This is a genomic window from Nonomuraea sp. NPDC001636, assembly GCF_040298265.1.
Classification (GTDB): Bacteria; Actinomycetota; Actinomycetes; order Streptosporangiales; family Streptosporangiaceae; genus Nonomuraea.
Map to the genome: position 1 here is coordinate 230,072 of NZ_JBEOZT010000006.1, position 17,524 is coordinate 247,595.

General features: G+C 73.6%; 20 protein-coding genes. 11 read left to right on the plus strand and 9 right to left on the minus strand.

Annotation, left to right across the window (positions count from 1 at the left end; all coding sequences use genetic code 11):
- Nucleotides 1-49 precede the first annotated feature (49 nt).
- On the plus strand, nucleotides 50-877 hold the full coding sequence (gene panB / locus ABT158_RS15205) for a 3-methyl-2-oxobutanoate hydroxymethyltransferase (RefSeq protein ID WP_352353465.1): 828 nt from the start codon (nucleotides 50-52) through the stop codon (nucleotides 875-877).
- Between the two features lie 28 nt (nucleotides 878-905).
- On the opposite strand, the gene ABT158_RS15210 is transcribed toward panB, so the two are convergent.
- Together ABT158_RS15210 and ABT158_RS15215 are read right to left on the minus strand one after the other, a co-directional pair.
- Nucleotides 906-1,841, minus strand: a complete 936-nt coding sequence (locus ABT158_RS15210) for a serine/threonine dehydratase (protein WP_352353467.1) — start codon at nucleotides 1,839-1,841, stop codon at nucleotides 906-908.
- Between the two features lie 47 nt (nucleotides 1,842-1,888).
- Nucleotides 1,889-3,061: a trans-sulfuration enzyme family protein gene (locus ABT158_RS15215; protein ID WP_352353469.1), complete on the minus strand. Its 1,173-nt coding sequence runs from the start codon at nucleotides 3,059-3,061 to the stop codon at nucleotides 1,889-1,891.
- A 60-nt stretch (nucleotides 3,062-3,121) separates the two neighbouring features.
- On the opposite strand from ABT158_RS15215, the gene ABT158_RS15220 reads away from it, so the two are divergent.
- From ABT158_RS15220 to ABT158_RS15245, 6 genes are read left to right on the plus strand one after another with little or no spacing between them, the layout of a single operon-like run.
- Entirely contained in the window at nucleotides 3,122-4,579 is a 1,458-nt protein-coding gene (locus ABT158_RS15220) for an aminotransferase-like domain-containing protein (protein ID WP_352353471.1), read from the plus strand.
- Nucleotides 4,580-4,592: 13 nt separating this feature from the next.
- Nucleotides 4,593-5,282, plus strand: coding sequence for an alpha/beta hydrolase (locus ABT158_RS15225; RefSeq protein ID WP_352353473.1), 690 nt, complete (start codon nucleotides 4,593-4,595; stop codon nucleotides 5,280-5,282).
- A gap of 46 nt (nucleotides 5,283-5,328) precedes the next feature.
- Entirely contained in the window at nucleotides 5,329-6,210 is an 882-nt protein-coding gene (locus ABT158_RS15230; protein WP_352353475.1) for an ABC transporter ATP-binding protein, read from the plus strand.
- On the plus strand, nucleotides 6,207-6,926 hold the full coding sequence (locus ABT158_RS15235) for an ABC transporter permease (RefSeq protein ID WP_352353477.1): 720 nt from the start codon (nucleotides 6,207-6,209) through the stop codon (nucleotides 6,924-6,926). Before ABT158_RS15230 ends, ABT158_RS15235 begins: the two co-directional genes overlap by 4 nt.
- Before the next feature lie 19 nt (nucleotides 6,927-6,945).
- Nucleotides 6,946-8,049 (plus strand): sensor histidine kinase, encoded by a 1,104-nt coding sequence (locus ABT158_RS15240; protein ID WP_352353479.1) that lies wholly within the window; start codon nucleotides 6,946-6,948, stop codon nucleotides 8,047-8,049.
- Complete coding sequence (locus ABT158_RS15245) at nucleotides 8,046-8,651, plus strand: response regulator transcription factor (protein WP_352323860.1); 606 nt, start codon at nucleotides 8,046-8,048, stop codon at nucleotides 8,649-8,651. Before ABT158_RS15240 ends, ABT158_RS15245 begins: the two co-directional genes overlap by 4 nt.
- Here the strand turns inward: ABT158_RS15245 and npdG are convergent.
- Complete coding sequence (gene npdG, locus ABT158_RS15250; RefSeq protein WP_352353481.1) at nucleotides 8,648-9,301, minus strand: NADPH-dependent F420 reductase; 654 nt, start codon at nucleotides 9,299-9,301, stop codon at nucleotides 8,648-8,650. The two genes, ABT158_RS15245 and npdG, sit on opposite strands and share 4 nt — an antisense overlap.
- A 102-nt stretch (nucleotides 9,302-9,403) precedes the next feature.
- Between npdG and ABT158_RS15255 the strand changes: the two genes are divergently transcribed.
- Nucleotides 9,404-9,982 (plus strand): hypothetical protein, encoded by a 579-nt coding sequence (locus tag ABT158_RS15255; RefSeq protein WP_352353483.1) that lies wholly within the window; start codon nucleotides 9,404-9,406, stop codon nucleotides 9,980-9,982.
- A gap of 58 nt (nucleotides 9,983-10,040) precedes the next feature.
- On the opposite strand, the gene ABT158_RS15260 is transcribed toward ABT158_RS15255, so the two are convergent.
- Nucleotides 10,041-10,982 carry a LysR family transcriptional regulator gene (locus ABT158_RS15260; protein WP_352353485.1) on the minus strand — a complete coding sequence of 314 codons (942 nt, stop codon included), beginning with the start codon at nucleotides 10,980-10,982 and terminating at the stop codon, nucleotides 10,041-10,043.
- A 73-nt stretch (nucleotides 10,983-11,055) separates the two neighbouring features.
- On the opposite strand from ABT158_RS15260, the gene ABT158_RS15265 reads away from it, so the two are divergent.
- A complete protein-coding gene (locus tag ABT158_RS15265) occupies nucleotides 11,056-11,307 on the plus strand; it encodes a CBU_0592 family membrane protein (RefSeq protein ID WP_352323864.1) in 252 nt (83 codons plus the stop codon).
- Nucleotides 11,304-11,951 (plus strand): cyclase family protein, encoded by a 648-nt coding sequence (locus tag ABT158_RS15270; protein ID WP_352353487.1) that lies wholly within the window; start codon nucleotides 11,304-11,306, stop codon nucleotides 11,949-11,951. The genes ABT158_RS15265 and ABT158_RS15270 overlap by 4 nt, the downstream gene beginning before the upstream one ends.
- 7 nt (nucleotides 11,952-11,958) lie before the next feature.
- Here ABT158_RS15270 and ABT158_RS15275 read toward each other — a convergent pair whose 3' ends face one another.
- On the minus strand, nucleotides 11,959-12,135 hold the full coding sequence (locus tag ABT158_RS15275) for a hypothetical protein (RefSeq protein ID WP_352323881.1): 177 nt from the start codon (nucleotides 12,133-12,135) through the stop codon (nucleotides 11,959-11,961).
- Nucleotides 12,136-12,167: 32 nt separating this feature from the next.
- On the opposite strand from ABT158_RS15275, the gene map reads away from it, so the two are divergent.
- Nucleotides 12,168-13,016 carry a type I methionyl aminopeptidase gene (map, locus tag ABT158_RS15280; RefSeq protein ID WP_352353489.1) on the plus strand — a complete coding sequence of 283 codons (849 nt, stop codon included), beginning with the start codon at nucleotides 12,168-12,170 and terminating at the stop codon, nucleotides 13,014-13,016.
- Between the two features lie 13 nt (nucleotides 13,017-13,029).
- Here map and ABT158_RS15285 read toward each other — a convergent pair whose 3' ends face one another.
- From ABT158_RS15285 to ABT158_RS15300, 4 genes are all read right to left on the minus strand, one after another.
- Nucleotides 13,030-13,419 (minus strand): sensor histidine kinase, encoded by a 390-nt coding sequence (locus ABT158_RS15285; RefSeq protein ID WP_352353491.1) that lies wholly within the window; start codon nucleotides 13,417-13,419, stop codon nucleotides 13,030-13,032.
- Between the two features lie 206 nt (nucleotides 13,420-13,625).
- On the minus strand, nucleotides 13,626-15,602 hold the full coding sequence (locus ABT158_RS15290) for a bifunctional copper resistance protein CopD/cytochrome c oxidase assembly protein (RefSeq protein ID WP_352353493.1): 1,977 nt from the start codon (nucleotides 15,600-15,602) through the stop codon (nucleotides 13,626-13,628).
- A complete protein-coding gene (locus tag ABT158_RS15295) occupies nucleotides 15,599-16,180 on the minus strand; it encodes a copper resistance CopC family protein (RefSeq protein ID WP_352353495.1) in 582 nt (193 codons plus the stop codon). The genes ABT158_RS15290 and ABT158_RS15295 overlap by 4 nt, the downstream gene beginning before the upstream one ends.
- A 44-nt stretch (nucleotides 16,181-16,224) precedes the next feature.
- A complete protein-coding gene (locus ABT158_RS15300; RefSeq protein ID WP_352353497.1) occupies nucleotides 16,225-17,508 on the minus strand; it encodes a helix-turn-helix domain-containing protein in 1,284 nt (427 codons plus the stop codon).
- Nucleotides 17,509-17,524 lie beyond the last annotated feature (16 nt).

The window sequence follows — 17,524 nt, forward strand, 5'->3', positions numbered from 1 at the left end:
GTCCGGGGACGTCACTGGGACGCCTCGAGACGTTTCTGGAGGGAGTTCCATGTCTTCCACCACGCTGTACGGCGGCGCGTCAGGGCGCCGGATCACCGTCCGCGACCTCGCGGCGGCCAAGGAGCGCGGAGAGCGGTGGCCCATGGTCACCGCCTACGACGCGATGACGGCCCGGGTGTTCGACCAGGCGGGCGTGCCGGTGCTGCTGGTCGGCGACTCCGCGGCCATGGTCGTCTACGGCTTCGACTCCACCCTCCCGGTCACCCTCGACCACCTCGTCCCGCTCACCGCGGCCGTGGTGCGGGGGTCGTCGCGGGCGCTCGTCGTGGCCGACCTGCCGTTCGGGTCGTACCAGGGGTCGCCGCAGCAGGCGCTGGAGTCGGCGGCCAGGTTCATGAAGGAGGCGGGGGCGCACGCGGTCAAGCTGGAGGGCGGCCGGCGGGTGCTGCCGCAGGTCGAGGCGCTGGTGTCGGCGGGCGTGCCGGTCATGGCGCACCTCGGGCTCACGCCGCAGTCGGTCAACGCGCTCGGCGGTTACCGGGTGCAGGGGCGCGGCCAGTCGGGCGACGAGCTGATGGCCGACGCCAAGGACCTGGAGCGGGCCGGGGCGTTCGCGGTGGTGCTGGAGTGCGTGCCGGCCGATCTGGCCCACCGGGTGACCACGTCGCTGTCGATCCCCACGGTCGGCATCGGGGCGGGGCCGTCCACGGACGCGCAGGTCCTGGTGTGGCAGGACATGATGGGGCTGACGCCGCGCCCGGCCAAGTTCGTCAAGCGCTACTTCGACCTGGCCTCGGAGATGGACCGCGCGGTGCGGGCCTTCGCCGACGAGGTGACCTCGGGGGCCTTCCCGGCCCCCGAGCACACCTACAGCTGACCGCGCGCCCCGCGCGCCTGGGTCGGGCTCACCCCGCCGCGCCGTAGAGCGTGGCGGGGTCGGTGTTGGAGCCGCAGACCACGACGGCCACCCGCTCACCCGCCGCGGGCCGGTAGGCCCCCGACAGCAGCGCCGCGTACGCCGCCGCGCCCGCGGGCTCGGCCACCAGCCGGTGCCGCTCCCACAACGTGCGCCGGGCCGCCACGATCGCGTCGTCGTCCACCAGGACGCTGTCCACCCCGGCCCCCGACAACACCTCGAACGCCAGCCCGCCGAGCTGCGTGGCGCCGAGCGCGTCGGCCGCCACGCCGCCCACCTGCACCGGCACCGGACGGCCGGCGCGCAGCGCCTCGTGCAGCGTGGGGATGGCGTACGGCTCCACCGCCACGATCCGCGGCGCGTCGCCCCCGGCGCGGGCCCCCAGGGTGATCCCGCCGGCGAGCCCGCCGCCGCCCACGGCCACCACCACCGTGTCCACGCCGCCGGTCTGCTCCATGATCTCCAGCCCGGTCGTGCCCTGCCCGGCCAGCACCTCGGCCTGGTCGTAGGCGTGCACGGCCAGCGCGCCCGTCTCGGCGGCGCGCTTGGCGGCGGCCTCCGCGGCCTCGGAGTAGATCGCCCCGGTCTGGGTGGTGTGCGCGCCGAGCGCCTTGAGCCCGGCCACCTTCACCGGGCTCGTCACCTCCGGCACGAAGATCTCGGCCCGCACGCCGAGCGCCCTGGCGGCGTGGGCGACGGCCAATCCGTGGTTGCCGCCGCTGGCCGCGATGACCCCGGCGGGGGGCAGCGCGCCGGCCGACAGGATGCGGTTGAAGGCCCCCCGCACCTTGAAGGAGCCCGAGTGCTGCAGCAACTCCAGCTTCAGTAAAAGGCCCGGCGAGATCTCCAGGACGGGCGTGCGCAGCACGTGCCCTTCGATCCGGCCGGCCGCGTCGAGGACGTCCTGGTAAGTGACGGTGGTCACGGCTCTCCTTCGGTCGTGCGCCCGCGATCGGCGGGCATGAGCCGACGCTATCCGAGCGCCTGGGCCACGTCTGCCCACAGGTCCTCGGGATGCTCGATGCCCACGGCCACGCGCACCATGCCCTCGCTCACGCCGTGCCTGGCCAGGTCCTCGGGGCCGAGGAAACGGTGGGAGGTGGTGGCGGGCTGCATGACGCGGGTCTCGACGCCGCCGAGCGAGGGGGCGATGCGCGCCAGCCGTACGGACCGCATGAACGCCTCCCCCGCCGCCCGCCCGCCGGCCAGTTCGAAGGAGAACACGCCGCCGAAGGCGGGCAGCAGCTTGGCGGCCAGCTCGTACGACGGATGCGCGGGCAGCCCCGGCCAGTGGACGGCCGACACGGCGGGGTGCTCGGCGATCCGCCGGGCCAGGAGGTCGGCGTTGGCGCAGTGGCGTTCCATGCGCAGCGGCAGTGTCTGGATCCCGCGCAGCGTCAGCCAGGCCGTGAAGGGCGCGGCCGCGGCCCCCAGTTCGGTGGCGAAGTGCCAGACCTTGCCGTACAGGTCGGGGTCGGCGAAGACGGCGATGCCGCCGATCACGTCACCGTGGCCGGACAGGTACTTGGTGGCGGAGTGCACGACGACGTCGGCGCCGTGCTCAAGGGGGCGGCAGAGCACCGGCGTGGCGAAGGTGTTGTCCACCACCGACAGGACGCCCAGCTCGCGGGCCGTGGCGCACATCGCGGGCAGGTCGGCGACCAGCCCCATCGGGTTGCTGATGGTCTCCAGGTAGACCAGCCGCGTCTCGGGCCGGACGGCGGCGCGCAGCGCGGCGGGGTCGTTCTCGGGGACGTGGGTGACGGCGATGCCGAACCTGCCGGCCAGGTCGTTGAGCATCGTGGCGGTGCCGCCGTACAGGGAGCGCTGGGCGATCAGGTGGTCGCCGGGCTTGAGCAGGGCGAGCAGCACGGTGTTGATCGCGCCCATGCCGGAGGCGGCGGCCAGCGCGGCGGCGCCGCCCTCCAGGCCGGACACCGCCAGCTCCAGGGCGCGCACCGTGGGGTTGGTGTCGCGGCCGTAGACGAAGGCGTCGTCGGGACGGGTCATCGCCACGCCCATCAGCTCGGGGTCGTCGAAGGCGAACCCGGCGCTCTGGTAGATGGGCATGCCGATCGGCCGGCTGCCCTCGACCGGGGGCTGCGGCAGGTGGACGGCACGCGTCTCAGGGCGAAAATCACTCATGTCATCGAATATCCCCCGGATTGGTGCCCGAATGCAGAGCCAATACCGGAGAATTGGTCCATGAATAGAGCCAATCCCGATGAGCTCGTCCACCTGCTGGGCCGGTGGGCCTCCGGGCGCGGGCCGCTCTACCTGCTGCTCGCCGCCCGGCTGCGGGCGCTCGTGGACGACGGCGTGCTGCCGCCCGGCGAACGGCTGCCGCCCGACCGGGTGCTGGCCGACCGGCTCGCCGTCGGCCGCGGCACGGTGGTCGCCGCCTACGAGCTGCTCCAGCAAGAAGGCCGGGTGACGCGCCGCCAGGGCAGCGGCACCCGCGTCGCGCCGGGCGACCCGCCGGCCACCAGGACGGCCGACGGCGTGGCGGCCAACCCGCTGATGCTGAACCTCCTGCACGACTCCGACGGCGTGCGGCTGCTGACCTGCGCGGCGCCGGACGACCCGCCGCCGGCGCTGTTCGAGGCGTACCAGGAGGCGGGGGCGCGGGTGGCGGGGCTGCGCGACCTGGGCTACCACCCGGCGGGCGACCCCGCGCTCCGCGAGGCGCTGGCGGCCTACTACGCCGCGCGCGGCCTGCCCACCACGGCGGACCAGATCATGGTGACGACGGGCGCGCAGCAGGCGCTCACGCTGCTGGCCGGGCTGCTGGTGGCGCCGGGCGACACCGTGCTGACCGAGGCGCCGACGTACCCGGGCGCGCTGGAGGTGTTCCGGCACGCGGCGGCCGTCGTCAAGCCCGTCAACCTGAGTGACGACCTGGGTGACCTGGGTGACGGCCAGGCGCGGCGGGCCGTGCGCGAGCGGCCGGCGCTGGTCTACAGCGTGCCCACCGCGCGCAACCCCGACGGCGCGGTCATGGACGACCGGGGCCGCAGGCGGCTGGCCGCCCTGGCCGCCGCGCACGACGTGCCGCTGATCGACGACGAGGTCTGCGCCGAGCTGTGCTTCTCGGGCGGGACGCCGGCGCCGGTGGCCGCCTTCGGCGGGGGCGAGCGGGTCGTCACCGTCGGCTCGCTGAGCAAGCTGGTGTGGGGCGGGCTGCGGGTGGGCTGGATCCGCGCGGCGGCGCCGCTGGTCTCCCGGCTGGCCAGGCTGCGGGCCGTGCACGATCTCGGCGGCGAGGTCTTCAGCCAGCTCGCCGCCGTCGCGCTGCTGCGCCGCCTCGACGAGGTGCGCGAGGCCCGCGTACGCGCCCTGCGCCGGCGGCACGACCACCTGTGCGCCGAGCTGCGGGCGCGCCTGCCGTCCTGGACGTTCGAGCCGGCCCAGGGCGGCCAGACCGTCTGGGTGCGCCTGCCCCGCGGCGACGCCGGGTCCTTCGCCCAGGTGGCGCTCCGGCACGGCGTCGCGGTGCCGCCGGGCGGCTCCTTCGACCCGCTGGGCGGCCACGCCGCCCACCTGCGCCTGCACTTCCTGTTCCCCGAGGAGGAGCTGTCGCGGGCGGTGTGCGACCTCGCGGCGGCCTGGGCGGCCTACGACGGCGCCGGGAAACCCGTCTCCCGGCACGCCCTCGTCGTCTGACAGGGTGGGGGCCATGGAAACGACCTTCGTGCTGGTGCACAGCCCTTCCGTCGGGCCCTCGACGTGGGCTCCGGTGGCCGAGTCGCTGGGGCGGCGCGGCCGGGCGGCCGTCGTCCCCGACCTGACCGGCGTGTCCGCCGGCGGGGCGCCGTACTGGCCGCGCGTGGCCGCCGCGGTGCGCGCGGCCGTGCCCTCCGACGGGCCGCTCGTGCTGGTGGCGCACAGCAATGCCGGGTTCTTCGTGCCGGTGATCAAGGAGGGGCTGGGCGACCGGGTGGTGGCCTGCGTGTTCGCCGACGCGCACATACCGCCGTCCCAGGGGCTGGTCAGGACGGCCGAGGAGGGCTTCCTGCCGTTCCTGCGCGGCCTGGCCGGCCCCGACGGCGTGCTCCCGCGCTGGACCGACTGGTGGGACGAGGAGGACATCGTGGCCATGCTCCCCGACCCCGCCCAGCGGCTGCTGGTCACCGGCGAGCAGCCGCGGCTGCCCCTCGACTACTACACGCAGCCCATCCCCGTGCCCGCGGGCTGGGACGCGGTCAGGTGCTCGTGCCTGTGGTTCGGGCCGCCGTACGAGGAGGTGGCCCGCGACGCGGCCGGGCGCGGCTGGCCGGTGACCCGGCTGCCCGGACTCCACCTGCACCAGGTGATCGACCCCGAGGGGGTCACGGACGCGCTGCTGAAGCTGTCCAGGAAGTCGTGAATTCTTCACTGTCGGCCCCCTGACCCGTCCGGCCATAGTCGGACACATGATCGAGGTGACCGAGCTCAGGAAGAACCACGGGACATTCGCGGCGGTCAGGGGCGTCTCGTTCCGGGTGGGCGAGGGCGAGATCTTCGCCCTGCTCGGCCGGAACGGCGCCGGCAAGACCACCACGGTCGAGGTGCTGGCCGGCTTCCAGCGGCCGGACGGCGGCGCCGTCCGGGTCGCCGGCCTCGACCCCTGGTCCGACCGCGCGGCCGTCCGGCAGCGCGTCGGCATCATGCTCCAGGAGGCCGGGTTCTTCCCCGACCTGACGGTCGCCCAGACGGTCGCGGTCTGGCGCGACTTCACCCCCGCGCCGCGCCCGGCCGGGGAGGCGCTCGACCTGGCCGGCCTGACGGACAAGGCCGGGACGAGGGTGCGCCAGCTCTCCGGCGGCGAGAAGCGCCGGCTCGACCTGGCGCTCGCCCTGCTCGGCCGTCCCGACGTGCTGTTCCTCGACGAGCCCACGACCGGCATGGACCCCGAGGCCCGCGCGAACACGTGGGAGGTCGTCTCCGGCCTGGCCGCGCGCGGCACCACGATCCTGCTCACCACCCACTACCTGGAGGAGGCCCAGCGCCTGGCCTCGGCCATGGCGATCATGGACGGGGGCGAGATCGTCGCGGCCGGCGGGATGGCCGAGATGCTGGCCGCGCGGGGCGGACGGGTGACGTTCCGGCTGCCCGCCGGGGTCGCCGCGGACGACCTGCCGCTGCCGGCCACGGTGGAGTCCGGCACCGCCGTCTGCCGGGCCGAGGACCCCGACCTGGCCGCGCAGACGCTGCTGACGTGGGCGGCCGGCCGCGGGCTGCGGCTGACCGGCCTGGAGGTCCGCGCGGCCACCCTCGAAGACCTCTTCCTCGACCTGCCCAGGAGCGCCCGATGAGCCTGACCGCCACCTACCGTCTCGGCACCCGCCTGTTCTGGCGCGACCGGGCCATGCTGGCCGCCTCGGTGATCACCCCGGTCGGGCTGACCGTGGGCATGCCGGCGCTGATGCGGCACGTCACCGGGGGCGGCGTGCCGTTCGCGACGGCGCTGTTCCACAGCTCGCTGGCGATCGTGCTGGCGCTCACCGCGTTCATGAACATCGCGGTCGCCCTGACCAACCGGCGCGACCAGCTCGTGCTCAAGCGGCTGCGCGCGGGGCTGCTGACCGACGCGCAGATCCTGGCCGGCCAGGTCGCCAGCACGGCCACGCAGACCTTCCTGGTGATCGTGCTGTGCGCGGTGGCCGTGCGGGTCGCCGCCGGGGTGCCGCTGCCGGACGACCCGCTGCTGTTCGCCGCCATGACCGCCGCGGGCTCGGCCGTCATGGCGCTGCTGGGGGCGGCGTACACGGCGGCGATCCCGCGGAGCGAGCTGGCCGGGGCGTTCACCATGCCGGTGTTCCTGGTCGCCGCGGTGTCGGCGGGCGCGATGGGGCCGATCCCGTTGCCCTCGTGGCTGAGCCCGGTGCTGGACCTGCTGCCCACCTCGGCCGTGGTGCACGCGGCGAAGACCGGTGAGGCGCTCGTGCCGGCGCTCGTCCTGGCCGGGTGGGCGGTGGTGGGCGTGGCCGCGATCCGGCTGTGGTTCCGCTGGGAGCCGCGCCGGTCCTGAGTCGGACATAATCGCTGCTGTGGTGGTCTCGTCCTCGGCGCAGAGGCTCGCGCGCGTGCTCATCACGGGCGTCTCGGTCGTCTATTCGCTGATCGGGCTGCTCTACTTCATGGGCGGACCGGCGATCGGGCTGGTCGCGGCGGCCGTGACGGTCGCCGTCGTCTCCACCCACTACGTCAACATGCGGGCCGCCCTGCGCGGCGGGCGCCCGCCGCTGTTCCCGGCCACGCTGGTGCTCCAGGCCGTCGTCACCTACGCGGGCGACTACCTGCTGCCGAGCGGCTGGTCGTCGATCGCCGCCCCGCTGCTGGCCGGGACGCTGCTGGTGTTCCTGGGGCTGCGCTGGTCCGTGCCGCTGGTCGTCCTCATGATGCTGTACGAGGGCGCCACCATGTGGATCGGCCCCCACTACGCCGTGGTCACCCTGTTCTACGTGATCGCCATCCCCATCACCGGCTCGATGATCTACGTCCTGGTCCGGCTCGTCCGCGTCGCCGCCGAGCTGGAGGCGGCCAGGGCCGAGCTGGCCGAGGCCGCCGTGCTCAAGGAGCGCCTGCGCATCTCCCGCGACCTGCACGACGGCCTGGGCCGCAGCCTCACCGCCATCGCGCTCAAGGGCGACCTGGCCGCCCGCCTGATGGACCGCGACCCCGCCTCCGCCCGCGGCGAGGTGGGCGAGCTGGTACGCGTCGCCCGCGAGGCCGCCCAGGACGTCCGCCACGTGGCCCGCGGCTACCGGGCGATGTCGCTGAGCGGCGAGACCGACCGCGCGGCGGCGCTGCTGGAGTCGTCGGGGGTGAGCTGCCAGGCGCACCTGGCCGACGTGACGCTGCCCCGGCGGGCCGAGGAGGCGCTGGCGTGGGGGGTGCGCGAGGCGGTCACCAACGTCCTGCGCCACAGCAGGGCCACCACCTGCACGATCACCACGTCGCTGCGGGACGGCCGGGTCCGCCTGGAGGTCGCCAACGACGGCGCGACCGGCGGCGAGCCCGGCGCTGAGCCCGGCGTGCCCGGCGGGGGCCTCACCGGGCTCGCCGAACGGGCCTCCCAGGCGGGCGGCACCTGCGCCGCCGCCCCCACGGACGGCGGCGGCTTCCTGCTGAGCATGGAGGTTCCGGCGTGATCCGGGTGCTGCTGGCCGAGGACATGCACATGATCCGGGCCGCGCTCACCGCCCTGCTCCGGCTGGAGCCGGACATCGAGGTGGTGGCGGAGGTCGTCCGCGGCGACGAGATCGTGCCGGTGGCCCTCGACGTCCGGCCCGACGTGGCGGTCGTGGACATCGACCTGCCGGTGACCGACGGCATCACCGCCGCCGCCGAGCTGCGCGAACGGCTCCCGTCCTGCCGGATCCTGGTGCTCACGGCCATGGGGCAGCCCGGCCACCTGCGCCGGGCGCTGGCCGCCGGCATCGAGGCGTTCCTGGTCAAGGACGCGCCGGGCGACCGCCTGGCCGAGGCCATCAGGCGCACCGCGGCCGGTCTGCGCGTGCTGGAGAGCGAGCTGGTCTCCTCGGCCATGGAGTACGGCGAGAGCCCGCTCACCCCCCGCGAGACCACCGTGCTCCGGCAGGCCGCCAGGGGCGCGACCGCCGAGGAGATCGCCGCCGGCCTGCACCTGTCGCCGGGCACGGTGCGCAACTACCTCACGGCCGCGATCACCAAGACGGGCGCCCGCAACAAGATCGACGCCGTCCGCGTCGCCGAGGACGCGGGCTGGCTCTAGACGTCGGTGACGCGCAGCCCGGCGTGGGCCTTGTAGCGGCGGTTGATCGAGATGAGGTTGGCGGTCAGCGCCTCGACCTGGTGGGCGTTGCGCAGCCGGCCGCCGTAGACGCCGCGCACCCCCGGGATCAGCTCGGCCAGCGCCTGCACGGTGTCGGTGGCCTCGCGGTCGTCGCCGAGCACCAGCACGTCGAGGTCGACCTTCTCCACGGCCGGGTCCATCAGCAGCACGGCGGACACGTGGTGGAAGGCCGCCACGACCCGGCTCTCGGGAAGCACCGCGGCGGCCTGCTGGGCGGCGCTGCCCTCTTCCACCGGCAGCGCGTAGGCGCCCTGCTTGTCGAAGCCGAGCGGGTTGACGCAGTCGACCACGATCTTCCCGGTCAGCTCGGCGCGCAACGACTCCAGCAGCGCCTTGTGCCCCTCGTACGGCACCGCCACGATCACGACGTCGGCCTCGGCCGCCACGTCGGCGTTGGCCCCGCCGCGCGCGCCCGAGCCGATCGAGCCGGCCGCCTCCTGGGCCCGCTCGGCGCTGCGCGAGCCGATCAGCACCGTGTGCCCGGCCAGCGCGAACCGCCGCGCCAGCCCCTTCCCCTGGTCGCCGGTGCCGCCGAGGATCGCGATGGAGAGCCCGTTCACATCTGTCATGGCTCCGATCATGCCAGCCCCGGCCGCGAGCGCCGCAGGCCGGGGGCGGCACCCGGCCGCGAACGGGCCACCTCCGCCGCGCTCCTCGTGCACCATGGAGGCATGGACTCAGGTTCGGTGGCATTCCTGCGCGAGCTCCTGGCCACGACGGGCTGGCTCGAACGCACCCGCGAGCTGGGCCTGGCCCTGCGGACCACCCGCTCGCCCGGCGGCCTGCTGCTCGTCGGCCCACCCGACGACGAGCCCTGGCACGTCACCGCCCACCTCAGCGACGAGGCCAGGTTCTCCGGCCTGCCGCAGCTCGCCCCCACCCTGATCCGCTGGTCGCCACCCGCCGACGCCCCCGCCCACCTGCGCGTCGGCCTCGACCGCCTGCGGCAGGCGGGCCGCGGCGAGACCCTGTTCGTGCTGTCGGAGCAGGCGGCGCCCGTCCCGCTGCTGGAACGCGTCGACGACGCCCGCCGCACGGGGGCGACCATCCTGGCGATCGAGGGCGCCGACTCCGAGCTGAGCGGGCTAGCCCACGACGCCATCGCCGTCCCGGCCACCGGGCTGATCACCTTCGACGGCGCCCAGCACCTGGTCAGCGCGGCGGCCGGTGAGGTCGAGCGGCGGGCGGGGCTGCGCGAACGCCTGGCCCGCCTGCTGGAGAAGGTCAGCGGCCCCCGCCTGACGGAGTAAGGCGCGGCCGCCGGGTCATGGCTGGGCGGCGCGACAGGGGGCGAGTGCGGCTCGAAAGTCAGGGCTGGGCGGCGAGGCGGGGGCCGAGGGCGGCTCGCAGGTTCTCGGTGGCCTCCTCGATGGCGCCGATCACCACCGCCTGCACCGGGTCCGGCTCGCCCGAGCGCGTCCTGCTCACCCGGGTGACCGCGTCCAGGCGGCGCGCCCCCACCTCGCGCACCTCGCTCACCCGCACCTCGCCCTCCGGCACGTCGAGCAGGGCCAGCGCGGGCACGATCGCCACCCCGTGCCCGGCCGCGACCAGTGCGAGCACCGGCGAGAAGTCGGTGACGACGTGCGTCCTGCGCGGCTCGACGCCGTGGATCCCGGCGAGCCGGTCGAGCGCCTGCCCGCACGCCTGGTCCGGCTCGGCGGCCACCCAGGGCAGGCGCATCAGGTCGGCCGTCGACTCCGGCTCCGGCCAGTCCGGCGGCAGCACGACCCGGAACTCGTCCACGTGCAGCGGCCGGACGTTCAGCGACGGCTGCGCCGGGACCGGCAGGCTCATGTCCTGCTCGGTGATGAGCAGGTCGACGGCGCCCAGGCGCAGCTCCTGAAGGGCGGGCTGGCCGTAGACCTCGTGGATGACCGGCGTGATGCGGGGGTGGCGCTCGGCCAGGGCGCGCATCGCGGGCACCAGCATGTGCTTGATGGCCGTGGGGAAGGCGGCGATCCGCACCGGCCCGGCCAGGCGTTCGGTGAACCTGGTCAGCTCCTTCCTGGCCTCGCTCAGCTCCTCCTCGACGCGCTCGGCGTACCCGGCGAGCACGCGGCCCGCCGGGGTGAGCGAGACGCGGCGCTGCGAACGGTCGATGAGCGCCAGCCCGACCTCGCGTTCGAGCTGGGCGAGCTGCTGGGAGACCGCGGAGGGGGTGAGGAACAGCGCCTCGGCCGCGCGCATCACGCCGCCGCGGCGGGCGACCTCGTGCAGGACACGCAGGCGCCGAGGATCGATATCCATGCAGGTCAGCTTACGTCTACCTTAAGCTTTCTTTATTTGTGCTTTAAAGCCAAAAATCCAGAGAATATCGGCCATGGATCTCCTCCTCGACGCCGTCGGCTGGGCCGGAGCCGCCCTGCTGCTGGCCGGGTACGCCCTGGTCTCGTCCGCGCGGCTGTCCGGCGACGGCGCGACGTACCAGGTCGTCAACCTGCTCGGCGCGCTCGGGCTCATGGTCAACAGCGCCTACAACGCCGCCTGGCCCTCGACCGGGCTGAACCTCGTCTGGGCCGCCATCGGCACGGTGGCCCTCGTCAGACTCGTCCGGGTGGGAGCAGCCAGATGATCGTCGAACTCAGCCATCGCATCACCGAGGGCATGACCACCTACCCCGGCGTCCCGGGGCCGACGCTGGGCACCCACCTGAGCAGGGAGGACTCACGCGAGGTCTACGCCCCGGGCACCGAGTTCGAGATCGGCGTGATCACGCTGGCCGCCAACACCGGCACCTACCTGGACACCCCGCACCACCGCTACGCCGGCGGCCAGGACCTGGCGCAGGTGCCGCTGAGCAGCCTGGCCGACCTGCCCGGCCTGGTCGTACCGGCCTCGGGGGACGGCAGGGAGGTGGTGCTCGACACCGCGCTCGACGTACGCGGCCGGGCCGTGCTGATCCGCACCGGCTTCGACCGGCATTTCGGCACCGGCGCCTACTTCCGCGACCACCCGTATCTGGCGCCCGCGTCGGCGGCGTGGCTGGCCGAGCAGGGCGCGGCGCTGGTCGGCATCGACTCGCTCAACATCGACGACACCCCGCCGCACGGCGAACGCCCCGCCCACACGATCCTGCTGAGGGCGGGGATCCCGATCGTCGAGCACCTGACGGGGTTGTCGGCGCTGCCCGCGGAGGGGTTCAGGTTCCATGCCGCGCCCCCGATGATCGCGGGCATGGGCACCTTCCCCGTGCGGGCCTACGCCGTGGTGCCGTAGGCGGGGGTCACTCGTCCTCCTGCTCGGCCTCGTCCCACGCCTTGTTGCGGTCGGCGGCGCGCTGCAACGCGCCCGCCGCCTCCTCCTCCGAGGCGTAGGGACCCATCCGGTCCTTGTTGGGGCAGCCCTGGTCGGGCTCGACCCGCATGTGCTTGAGACAGAACCACCACTGGCCTTCGCTCACATGGTCAATTCTGCCCCGTAGACTCGTGTTTCATGACGACACTGCTCCAGCCCGGGCGAGTCTCGCCCGTCCGGAAGGTCCCCGCCCACATCGAGCGGCCGGAGTACGTCGGCAAGAAGCGCCCCACGACCGGCGAGTCCGACGTGAAGACCCCCGAGATCATCGAGCGCATGCGCGTGGCGGGCCGCATCGCCGCGCAGGCGCTCGAAGAGGTCGGCCGGCACATCGCCCCGGGCGTCACCACCGACGAGCTCGACCGCATCGGCCACGAGTTCCTCATCGACCACGGCGCCTACCCCAGCACGCTGGGCTACAAGGGCTATCCCAAGTCGCTGTGCACCTCGATCAACGAGGTCATCTGCCACGGCATCCCCGACGACACCGTGCTGCGCGACGGCGACATCGTCAACATCGACATCACCGCCTACATCGGCGGCGTCCACGGCGACACCGACGCCACCTACCTGGTGGGCGAGGTCGACGAGGAGTCGCGCCTGCTGGTCGAGCGCACCCGCGAGGCGATGATGCGGGCCATCAGGGCGGTCGCCCCCGGCCGCCAGCTCAACGTGGTCGGCCGCGTCATCGAGGCGTACGCCAAGCGCTTCGGCTACGGCGTCGTGCGCGACTTCACCGGCCACGGCATCGGCACGAGCTTCCACTCCGGCCTCATGGTCCCCCACTACGACGACCCGTCGTTGCGGGTGGAGCTGGTGCCGGGCATGACGTTCACCATCGAGCCGATGCTCACGCTGGGCACCATCGACTACGACATCTGGCCCGACAAGTGGACCGCGGTGACCAAGGACCGCAAGCGCACGGCCCAGTTCGAGCACACCATCGTGGTCACCGAGACGGGCAGCGAGATCCTGACCCTCCCCTGACCGGCCCCTGCCGTCAGCGTCGCCCGGGGATCGCCCCGCTCACCGTCGTGCCCTCGCCGGGCACGCCGTTGACCGACAAAGTGCCGCCGAGCTCGGCGAACGCGGCCCGCATCCGGGCGATCCCACGCCCCGCGCCGCCCTCGGCGAAGCCCTGGCCGTCGTCGCTGACCGTCAGGCGCAGGCCGCTCGGGCCCGTGGTCACCGCCACCGCGACCGTACGGGCCCGGCTGTGGCGCTCGACGTTCGACAGCGCCTCGCGCATCGTCTCCATGACGCCGCCGGACACCCGCGAGGGCACGTCCGTGCCGGGCAGCGCCCAGGTCTCGACGGTGATCCCCGTCCGCTCCGACCATTGCGCCAGGAGGCCTTCGAGCGCCTCGGCCAGGCTCTGCCCCCCGCGCATGCGTGTCTCTTCCGCCAATGGTCTCGCCTTCCTCGGCACCCCGGGCCCGCGCCGGTCCCCACTCCGGCGCCCCGCACGCGTCGCGCAATCCCCCCTCAAGGTCTGCGCACGCTAGCTGATGAGGTTATGCCCTTCTCCCCTGTGAGACAGGCTACCCGTCGGTCCTGAGACCTGTGAGCCGAGGATAGGGTGCCATGGCCGAACCGCTACTCGCCCTTGTCAGCGCGGTCGAGACGGGCGAGATAGTCGTTGTAGGAGTCGAGTTCGGGGTCGCGTGCGCCGCCCCGGTCGGCCTTGCGGTCGGCGCGCCGGGCCTGCCGTTCGTCGTCGCGGTACCACTGGGCCGCGATGGCCAGCAGCACGAGCAGCGTCGGGATCTCGCCGAAGCCCCACGCGATGGCCCCGCCGTCCTGCTGGGTCTGCAGGAGGTTGTCGCCCCACGTACGGCCGAGCGGCTCGTACCAGCCGGCGGCGATCACCGAGCCGGTCATCATCAGCGCGATGCCGAAGAAGGCGTGGAAGGGCATGGTGACGAAGAGCATCAGCAGCCGGCCGACGTACGGCAGCCGGCTCGGGCCCGGGTCGACGCCGATGATCACCCAGAAGAACAGCGAGCCGCTGAGCAGGAAGTGCAGGGTCATCCAGATGTGCCCCAGGTGCTCCTGCATGGCCGACTCGAACAGCGGCGTGAAGTAGAGGGCGTAGGTGGAGGCGACGAAGATGGCCGTCGCCACGACCGGATGGGACATGACCTTGACCGCCCGGCTGTGCAGGATCGTGGTGATCCACTCCCGGGGGCCCCGGTCGCCCCGCCGGGCCGCCGGCTTGAGCGCCCGCAGCGCCAGCGTGACCGGGCCGCCCAGGACCAGGAAGATCGGCACGATCATGGACAGCGTCATGTGCTCGATCATGTGCACGTCGAACAGGACCTTGGCGTAGCGGGCCAGGCCGCTCTGGGTGGCGAACACCAGCAGCGCGATGCCGATGAACCAGGCCGCGGTGCGCCCCCACGGCCAGGAGTCGCCGCGCCGCATCAGCCGGTAGACGCCGGCGCCGTAGAGCCCGGCGAGCACGGCGGCCACCGCGGCGAAGAACAGGTCGAACCACCACAGCGAGAACACGTTCGCGATGGTGATCTCCGGCGGGACGGGGAAGCCGAGCAGCTCGAAGGCCCGGTCGGCGGGCACGCTGAACTCGGGGGGCGGCGTGCGCGACAGCGCGACGGCCAGCCCGACGGTGGCCAGCATGAGCAGCGTCTCGCCGCCGGCCAGCCGGGTGAACGCCCTGGGCCGGCCCGCCTCCAGGTCGACGAGCGTGCGCTGCCGGTGCCAGTAGCCGACGTAGCCGAGCAGCACGAAGGCGACGATCTTGGCCAGGGCCAGCAGGCCGTACTGGGTGGTCCACAGGTCGGACAGCGCGCCGAGCCGGGCGACCAGGCTGAACACGCCGGACAGGCCGACCGCGACGAAGCACCACAGCGCCAGCGCGGAGAACCGGGCGGCGGCCACGGTGAGCTGCGGCTGCCCGCGCATCGCGTGCGCGGCCAGCACCACCAGGCCGCCCACCCACAGGGCCAGCGCGAGCAGGTGCAGCGAGACCGCCGAGGTGGCCAGGTCGTGGTTGGGCGAGGAGGAGGTGTGGCCGGTCAGCGGCGGCGGCAACATCGTCACCAGCGCGAACACCAGCAGGCCGGCCGCGGCCCCGGCGGTGATCGCGCCGCGCGAGAACAGCGCGATGGCCACCCCGAACAGCACCACCAGCGTGAGCGCCACGCCCTGGGTGGTCTGGGTGGCGGTGCTGGTCAGGTATTCCCGGTTGAGAATCTGCGGGACGGTACGGCCCCAGGAGTCGGCCGTGGTGAACACGATGGCCAGGAACGCCGAGGCGGCCCAGCCGAGCGCCGTCCAGGACGAGGCCCTGACGTAGAGCAGGCCCGGCTTACCGAGCATGCCCTTGTCGTTGGGCAGCAGCAGGGCGGCCGTGAGCAGCAGGCCGACGGTGAGCACACCGGTGACGTCCATCAGCAGCTTGGAGACCGGCAGGCCCCACCTGACCACCGCCCCGGCGTCGGGCAGCCCGGGGATGATCCTGGGGAAGGCCCGGCCACCGGCGATCATGCCGATCACCAGGGCGGCGACCGCCGCCACCGCACCCGCGAGCGCGAGCCGCGCCGTTCTGCTCATGGCTTCTTCTTCCGCGCGCTGAACAGGAACCCGATGCCGATGCCGACCAGCGCGCCGATCACGATGACCAGCCAGGTCGGGAAGCCGCCCTTCGGCGTGGCCGCCGCCTGGTCGGCCGCGGGGGCGACCGGAGCGGCGGAGGAGGGAGCGGGGGCGGCGGTGGAGGGCGCGGCCGACGCCGCGTCGGTGGCCGACGCGCTCGGCGAGGCCGCCGGAGCCGCCTTGACCGTGAAGGGGATCTCGCCCTCGATGGGATGGCCGTCGGAGGAGACGACCCGGTAGGCGAGGGTGTACTTCCCGCCCGGCAGCGGCCCCTTGACCGCCTGCCGCACGACCGCGCCGTCGACCTCGGGCTTGCCCTCCTGGAAGACGGCCTCGCCCGCGCCCCGGACGATGACGAACGGCATGCGCACCTTGGCGGTGAACTCCAGCCTGACCTCGTCGAGGGCCTCGACCTCGGCGCCCTTGGCCGGGTCGCTGCTCTTGAGTGAGTCGTGGGCCAGCGCCGGGGCGGCGGTGCCGAGCACGAACAGGGCGGCGAGAATCGCGGTGAGTGCCGCGAGCGGGGAACTCTTCATGGCACCACCAAGGCTACCGACGCCACCGCCCGGTCCTGACGTCGCTACAGCCCCGCGCAGGCGAGAGCCCGCTGGTAGGCGTCCACGGCGCCGTCGGCGTCGCCCAGCTGCTCCATCGTCTCGGCGGTGGCGTACCAGGTGGCCGCCGATCGCCGGGAGTCGGGCAGCGGCGCCAGCCAGTCGCGCACCGGGACCACGTGGGCGCGGGCCTCCTCCATCCGGCCGACTCCGCCGTAGACCCTGCTCAGCAGCAGGTCGGCCTCGGCGCCCAGCGCCGACCCCGAATACGGCAGCAGTTCCTGGCCCGCCTTGGCCTGCTTGACGGCCTCGTCCAGGTTTCCGGTCATGGCCTCGGCGACGCCCAGCTCGATGCGCACGCGGGCCCGCTCGATGGGGCTGGTGGAGGTCTGCTCGTGCTCGACGACGCCCTGGCGCAGCATGTCGCGGGCGGCGGCGGCCTCGTGCGGCCGGGCCTTCAGCCGCCTCTGGGCGAGCGCGAGCCGCATGATCGCGATGCTGCGGGGCTGACCGTGCTCCAGTTGCACGGCCATGGCCCGCTCGGCGAAGGCCAGCGCCTCCTCGGGGTGGCCGGTGATGGCCGCCGTGTTGGAGGCCATCCAGTTGGCCGCCACGAGCGAGCGCGGGGTGCCGAGGGCGTCGGCAGCGTTGAGCAGCTCGGCCGCGAACTGCCGGGCGCGCAGCAGGTCGCCGCGCTCCATGTACGCCGCCAGGAGGCTGCCGCCGAGCTCCACGAGCAGATCGTTCCAGGCGGGCCGCGCCGAGGCGTTGAGTATGCGCTCGGCGACCTCGACCGCCTCGGTGAGCCGCTCGCTCTCGCGGTAGCTGCGGCACAGGTTGATGGCGATCTCGATCCGGCGCTCGGTCGACAGCTCCTCCTCGCGCAGCCGCAGCAGGATGGCGATGGCGCCGTCGAGGTCGCCGCTGGCCTGTGTGGCGAGCGCGAGCCCGAATTCGGTGTCTTGACGAAGGGCCGTCAACCCTGTCAGGTTGTTGTTCGCCAGCAGCTCGGTGTAACGCGTGCGGGCCTCGGCGACCTCACCGTTCTCGAGCGCCAGCCGCGCGTAGCCGAGCGCCAGCTCGATGTCCTCCATCTGCTCGGCGGTCACGCCGTTGATCAGGTAGGACAGCGAACAGTCAAGTTTCTGCGCCAGCAGCTCCAGGACTGCGGGGGTAGGGGTACGCTTGCCACTCTCGATCAAGGAGACGTAGCTGTCCGACAACTCGGGGTGCGCCAGCTGTGCCTGTGACAGGCCGCGCTGTCGCCGAACGGTCTTGATACGGAGGCCGACCAGGTCAGATGTGGTCACAGTCGTTGCTCCCTGA

Bases quoted from the DNA above. Each gene is read 5' to 3' on its own strand.
- panB (WP_352353465.1), top strand. From the start codon at position 50: ATGTCTTCCACCACGCTGTACGGCGGCGCGTCAGGGCGCCGGATCACC.
- ABT158_RS15215 (WP_352353469.1), bottom strand. From the start codon at position 3,061: ATGAGTGATTTTCGCCCTGAGACGCGTGCCGTCCACCTGCCGCAGCCC.
- ABT158_RS15220 (WP_352353471.1), top strand. From the start codon at position 3,122: ATGAATAGAGCCAATCCCGATGAGCTCGTCCACCTGCTGGGCCGGTGG.
- ABT158_RS15225 (WP_352353473.1), top strand. From the start codon at position 4,593: ATGGAAACGACCTTCGTGCTGGTGCACAGCCCTTCCGTCGGGCCCTCG.
- ABT158_RS15230 (WP_352353475.1), top strand. From the start codon at position 5,329: ATGATCGAGGTGACCGAGCTCAGGAAGAACCACGGGACATTCGCGGCG.
- ABT158_RS15235 (WP_352353477.1), top strand. From the start codon at position 6,207: ATGAGCCTGACCGCCACCTACCGTCTCGGCACCCGCCTGTTCTGGCGC.
- npdG (WP_352353481.1), bottom strand. From the start codon at position 9,301: ATGACAGATGTGAACGGGCTCTCCATCGCGATCCTCGGCGGCACCGGC.
- ABT158_RS15255 (WP_352353483.1), top strand. From the start codon at position 9,404: ATGGACTCAGGTTCGGTGGCATTCCTGCGCGAGCTCCTGGCCACGACG.
- ABT158_RS15260 (WP_352353485.1), bottom strand. From the start codon at position 10,982: ATGGATATCGATCCTCGGCGCCTGCGTGTCCTGCACGAGGTCGCCCGC.
- ABT158_RS15265 (WP_352323864.1), top strand. From the start codon at position 11,056: ATGGATCTCCTCCTCGACGCCGTCGGCTGGGCCGGAGCCGCCCTGCTG.
- ABT158_RS15270 (WP_352353487.1), top strand. From the start codon at position 11,304: ATGATCGTCGAACTCAGCCATCGCATCACCGAGGGCATGACCACCTAC.
- map (WP_352353489.1), top strand. From the start codon at position 12,168: ATGACGACACTGCTCCAGCCCGGGCGAGTCTCGCCCGTCCGGAAGGTC.
- ABT158_RS15285 (WP_352353491.1), bottom strand. From the start codon at position 13,419: ATGCGCGGGGGGCAGAGCCTGGCCGAGGCGCTCGAAGGCCTCCTGGCG.
- ABT158_RS15290 (WP_352353493.1), bottom strand. From the start codon at position 15,602: ATGAGCAGAACGGCGCGGCTCGCGCTCGCGGGTGCGGTGGCGGCGGTC.
- ABT158_RS15295 (WP_352353495.1), bottom strand. From the start codon at position 16,180: ATGAAGAGTTCCCCGCTCGCGGCACTCACCGCGATTCTCGCCGCCCTG.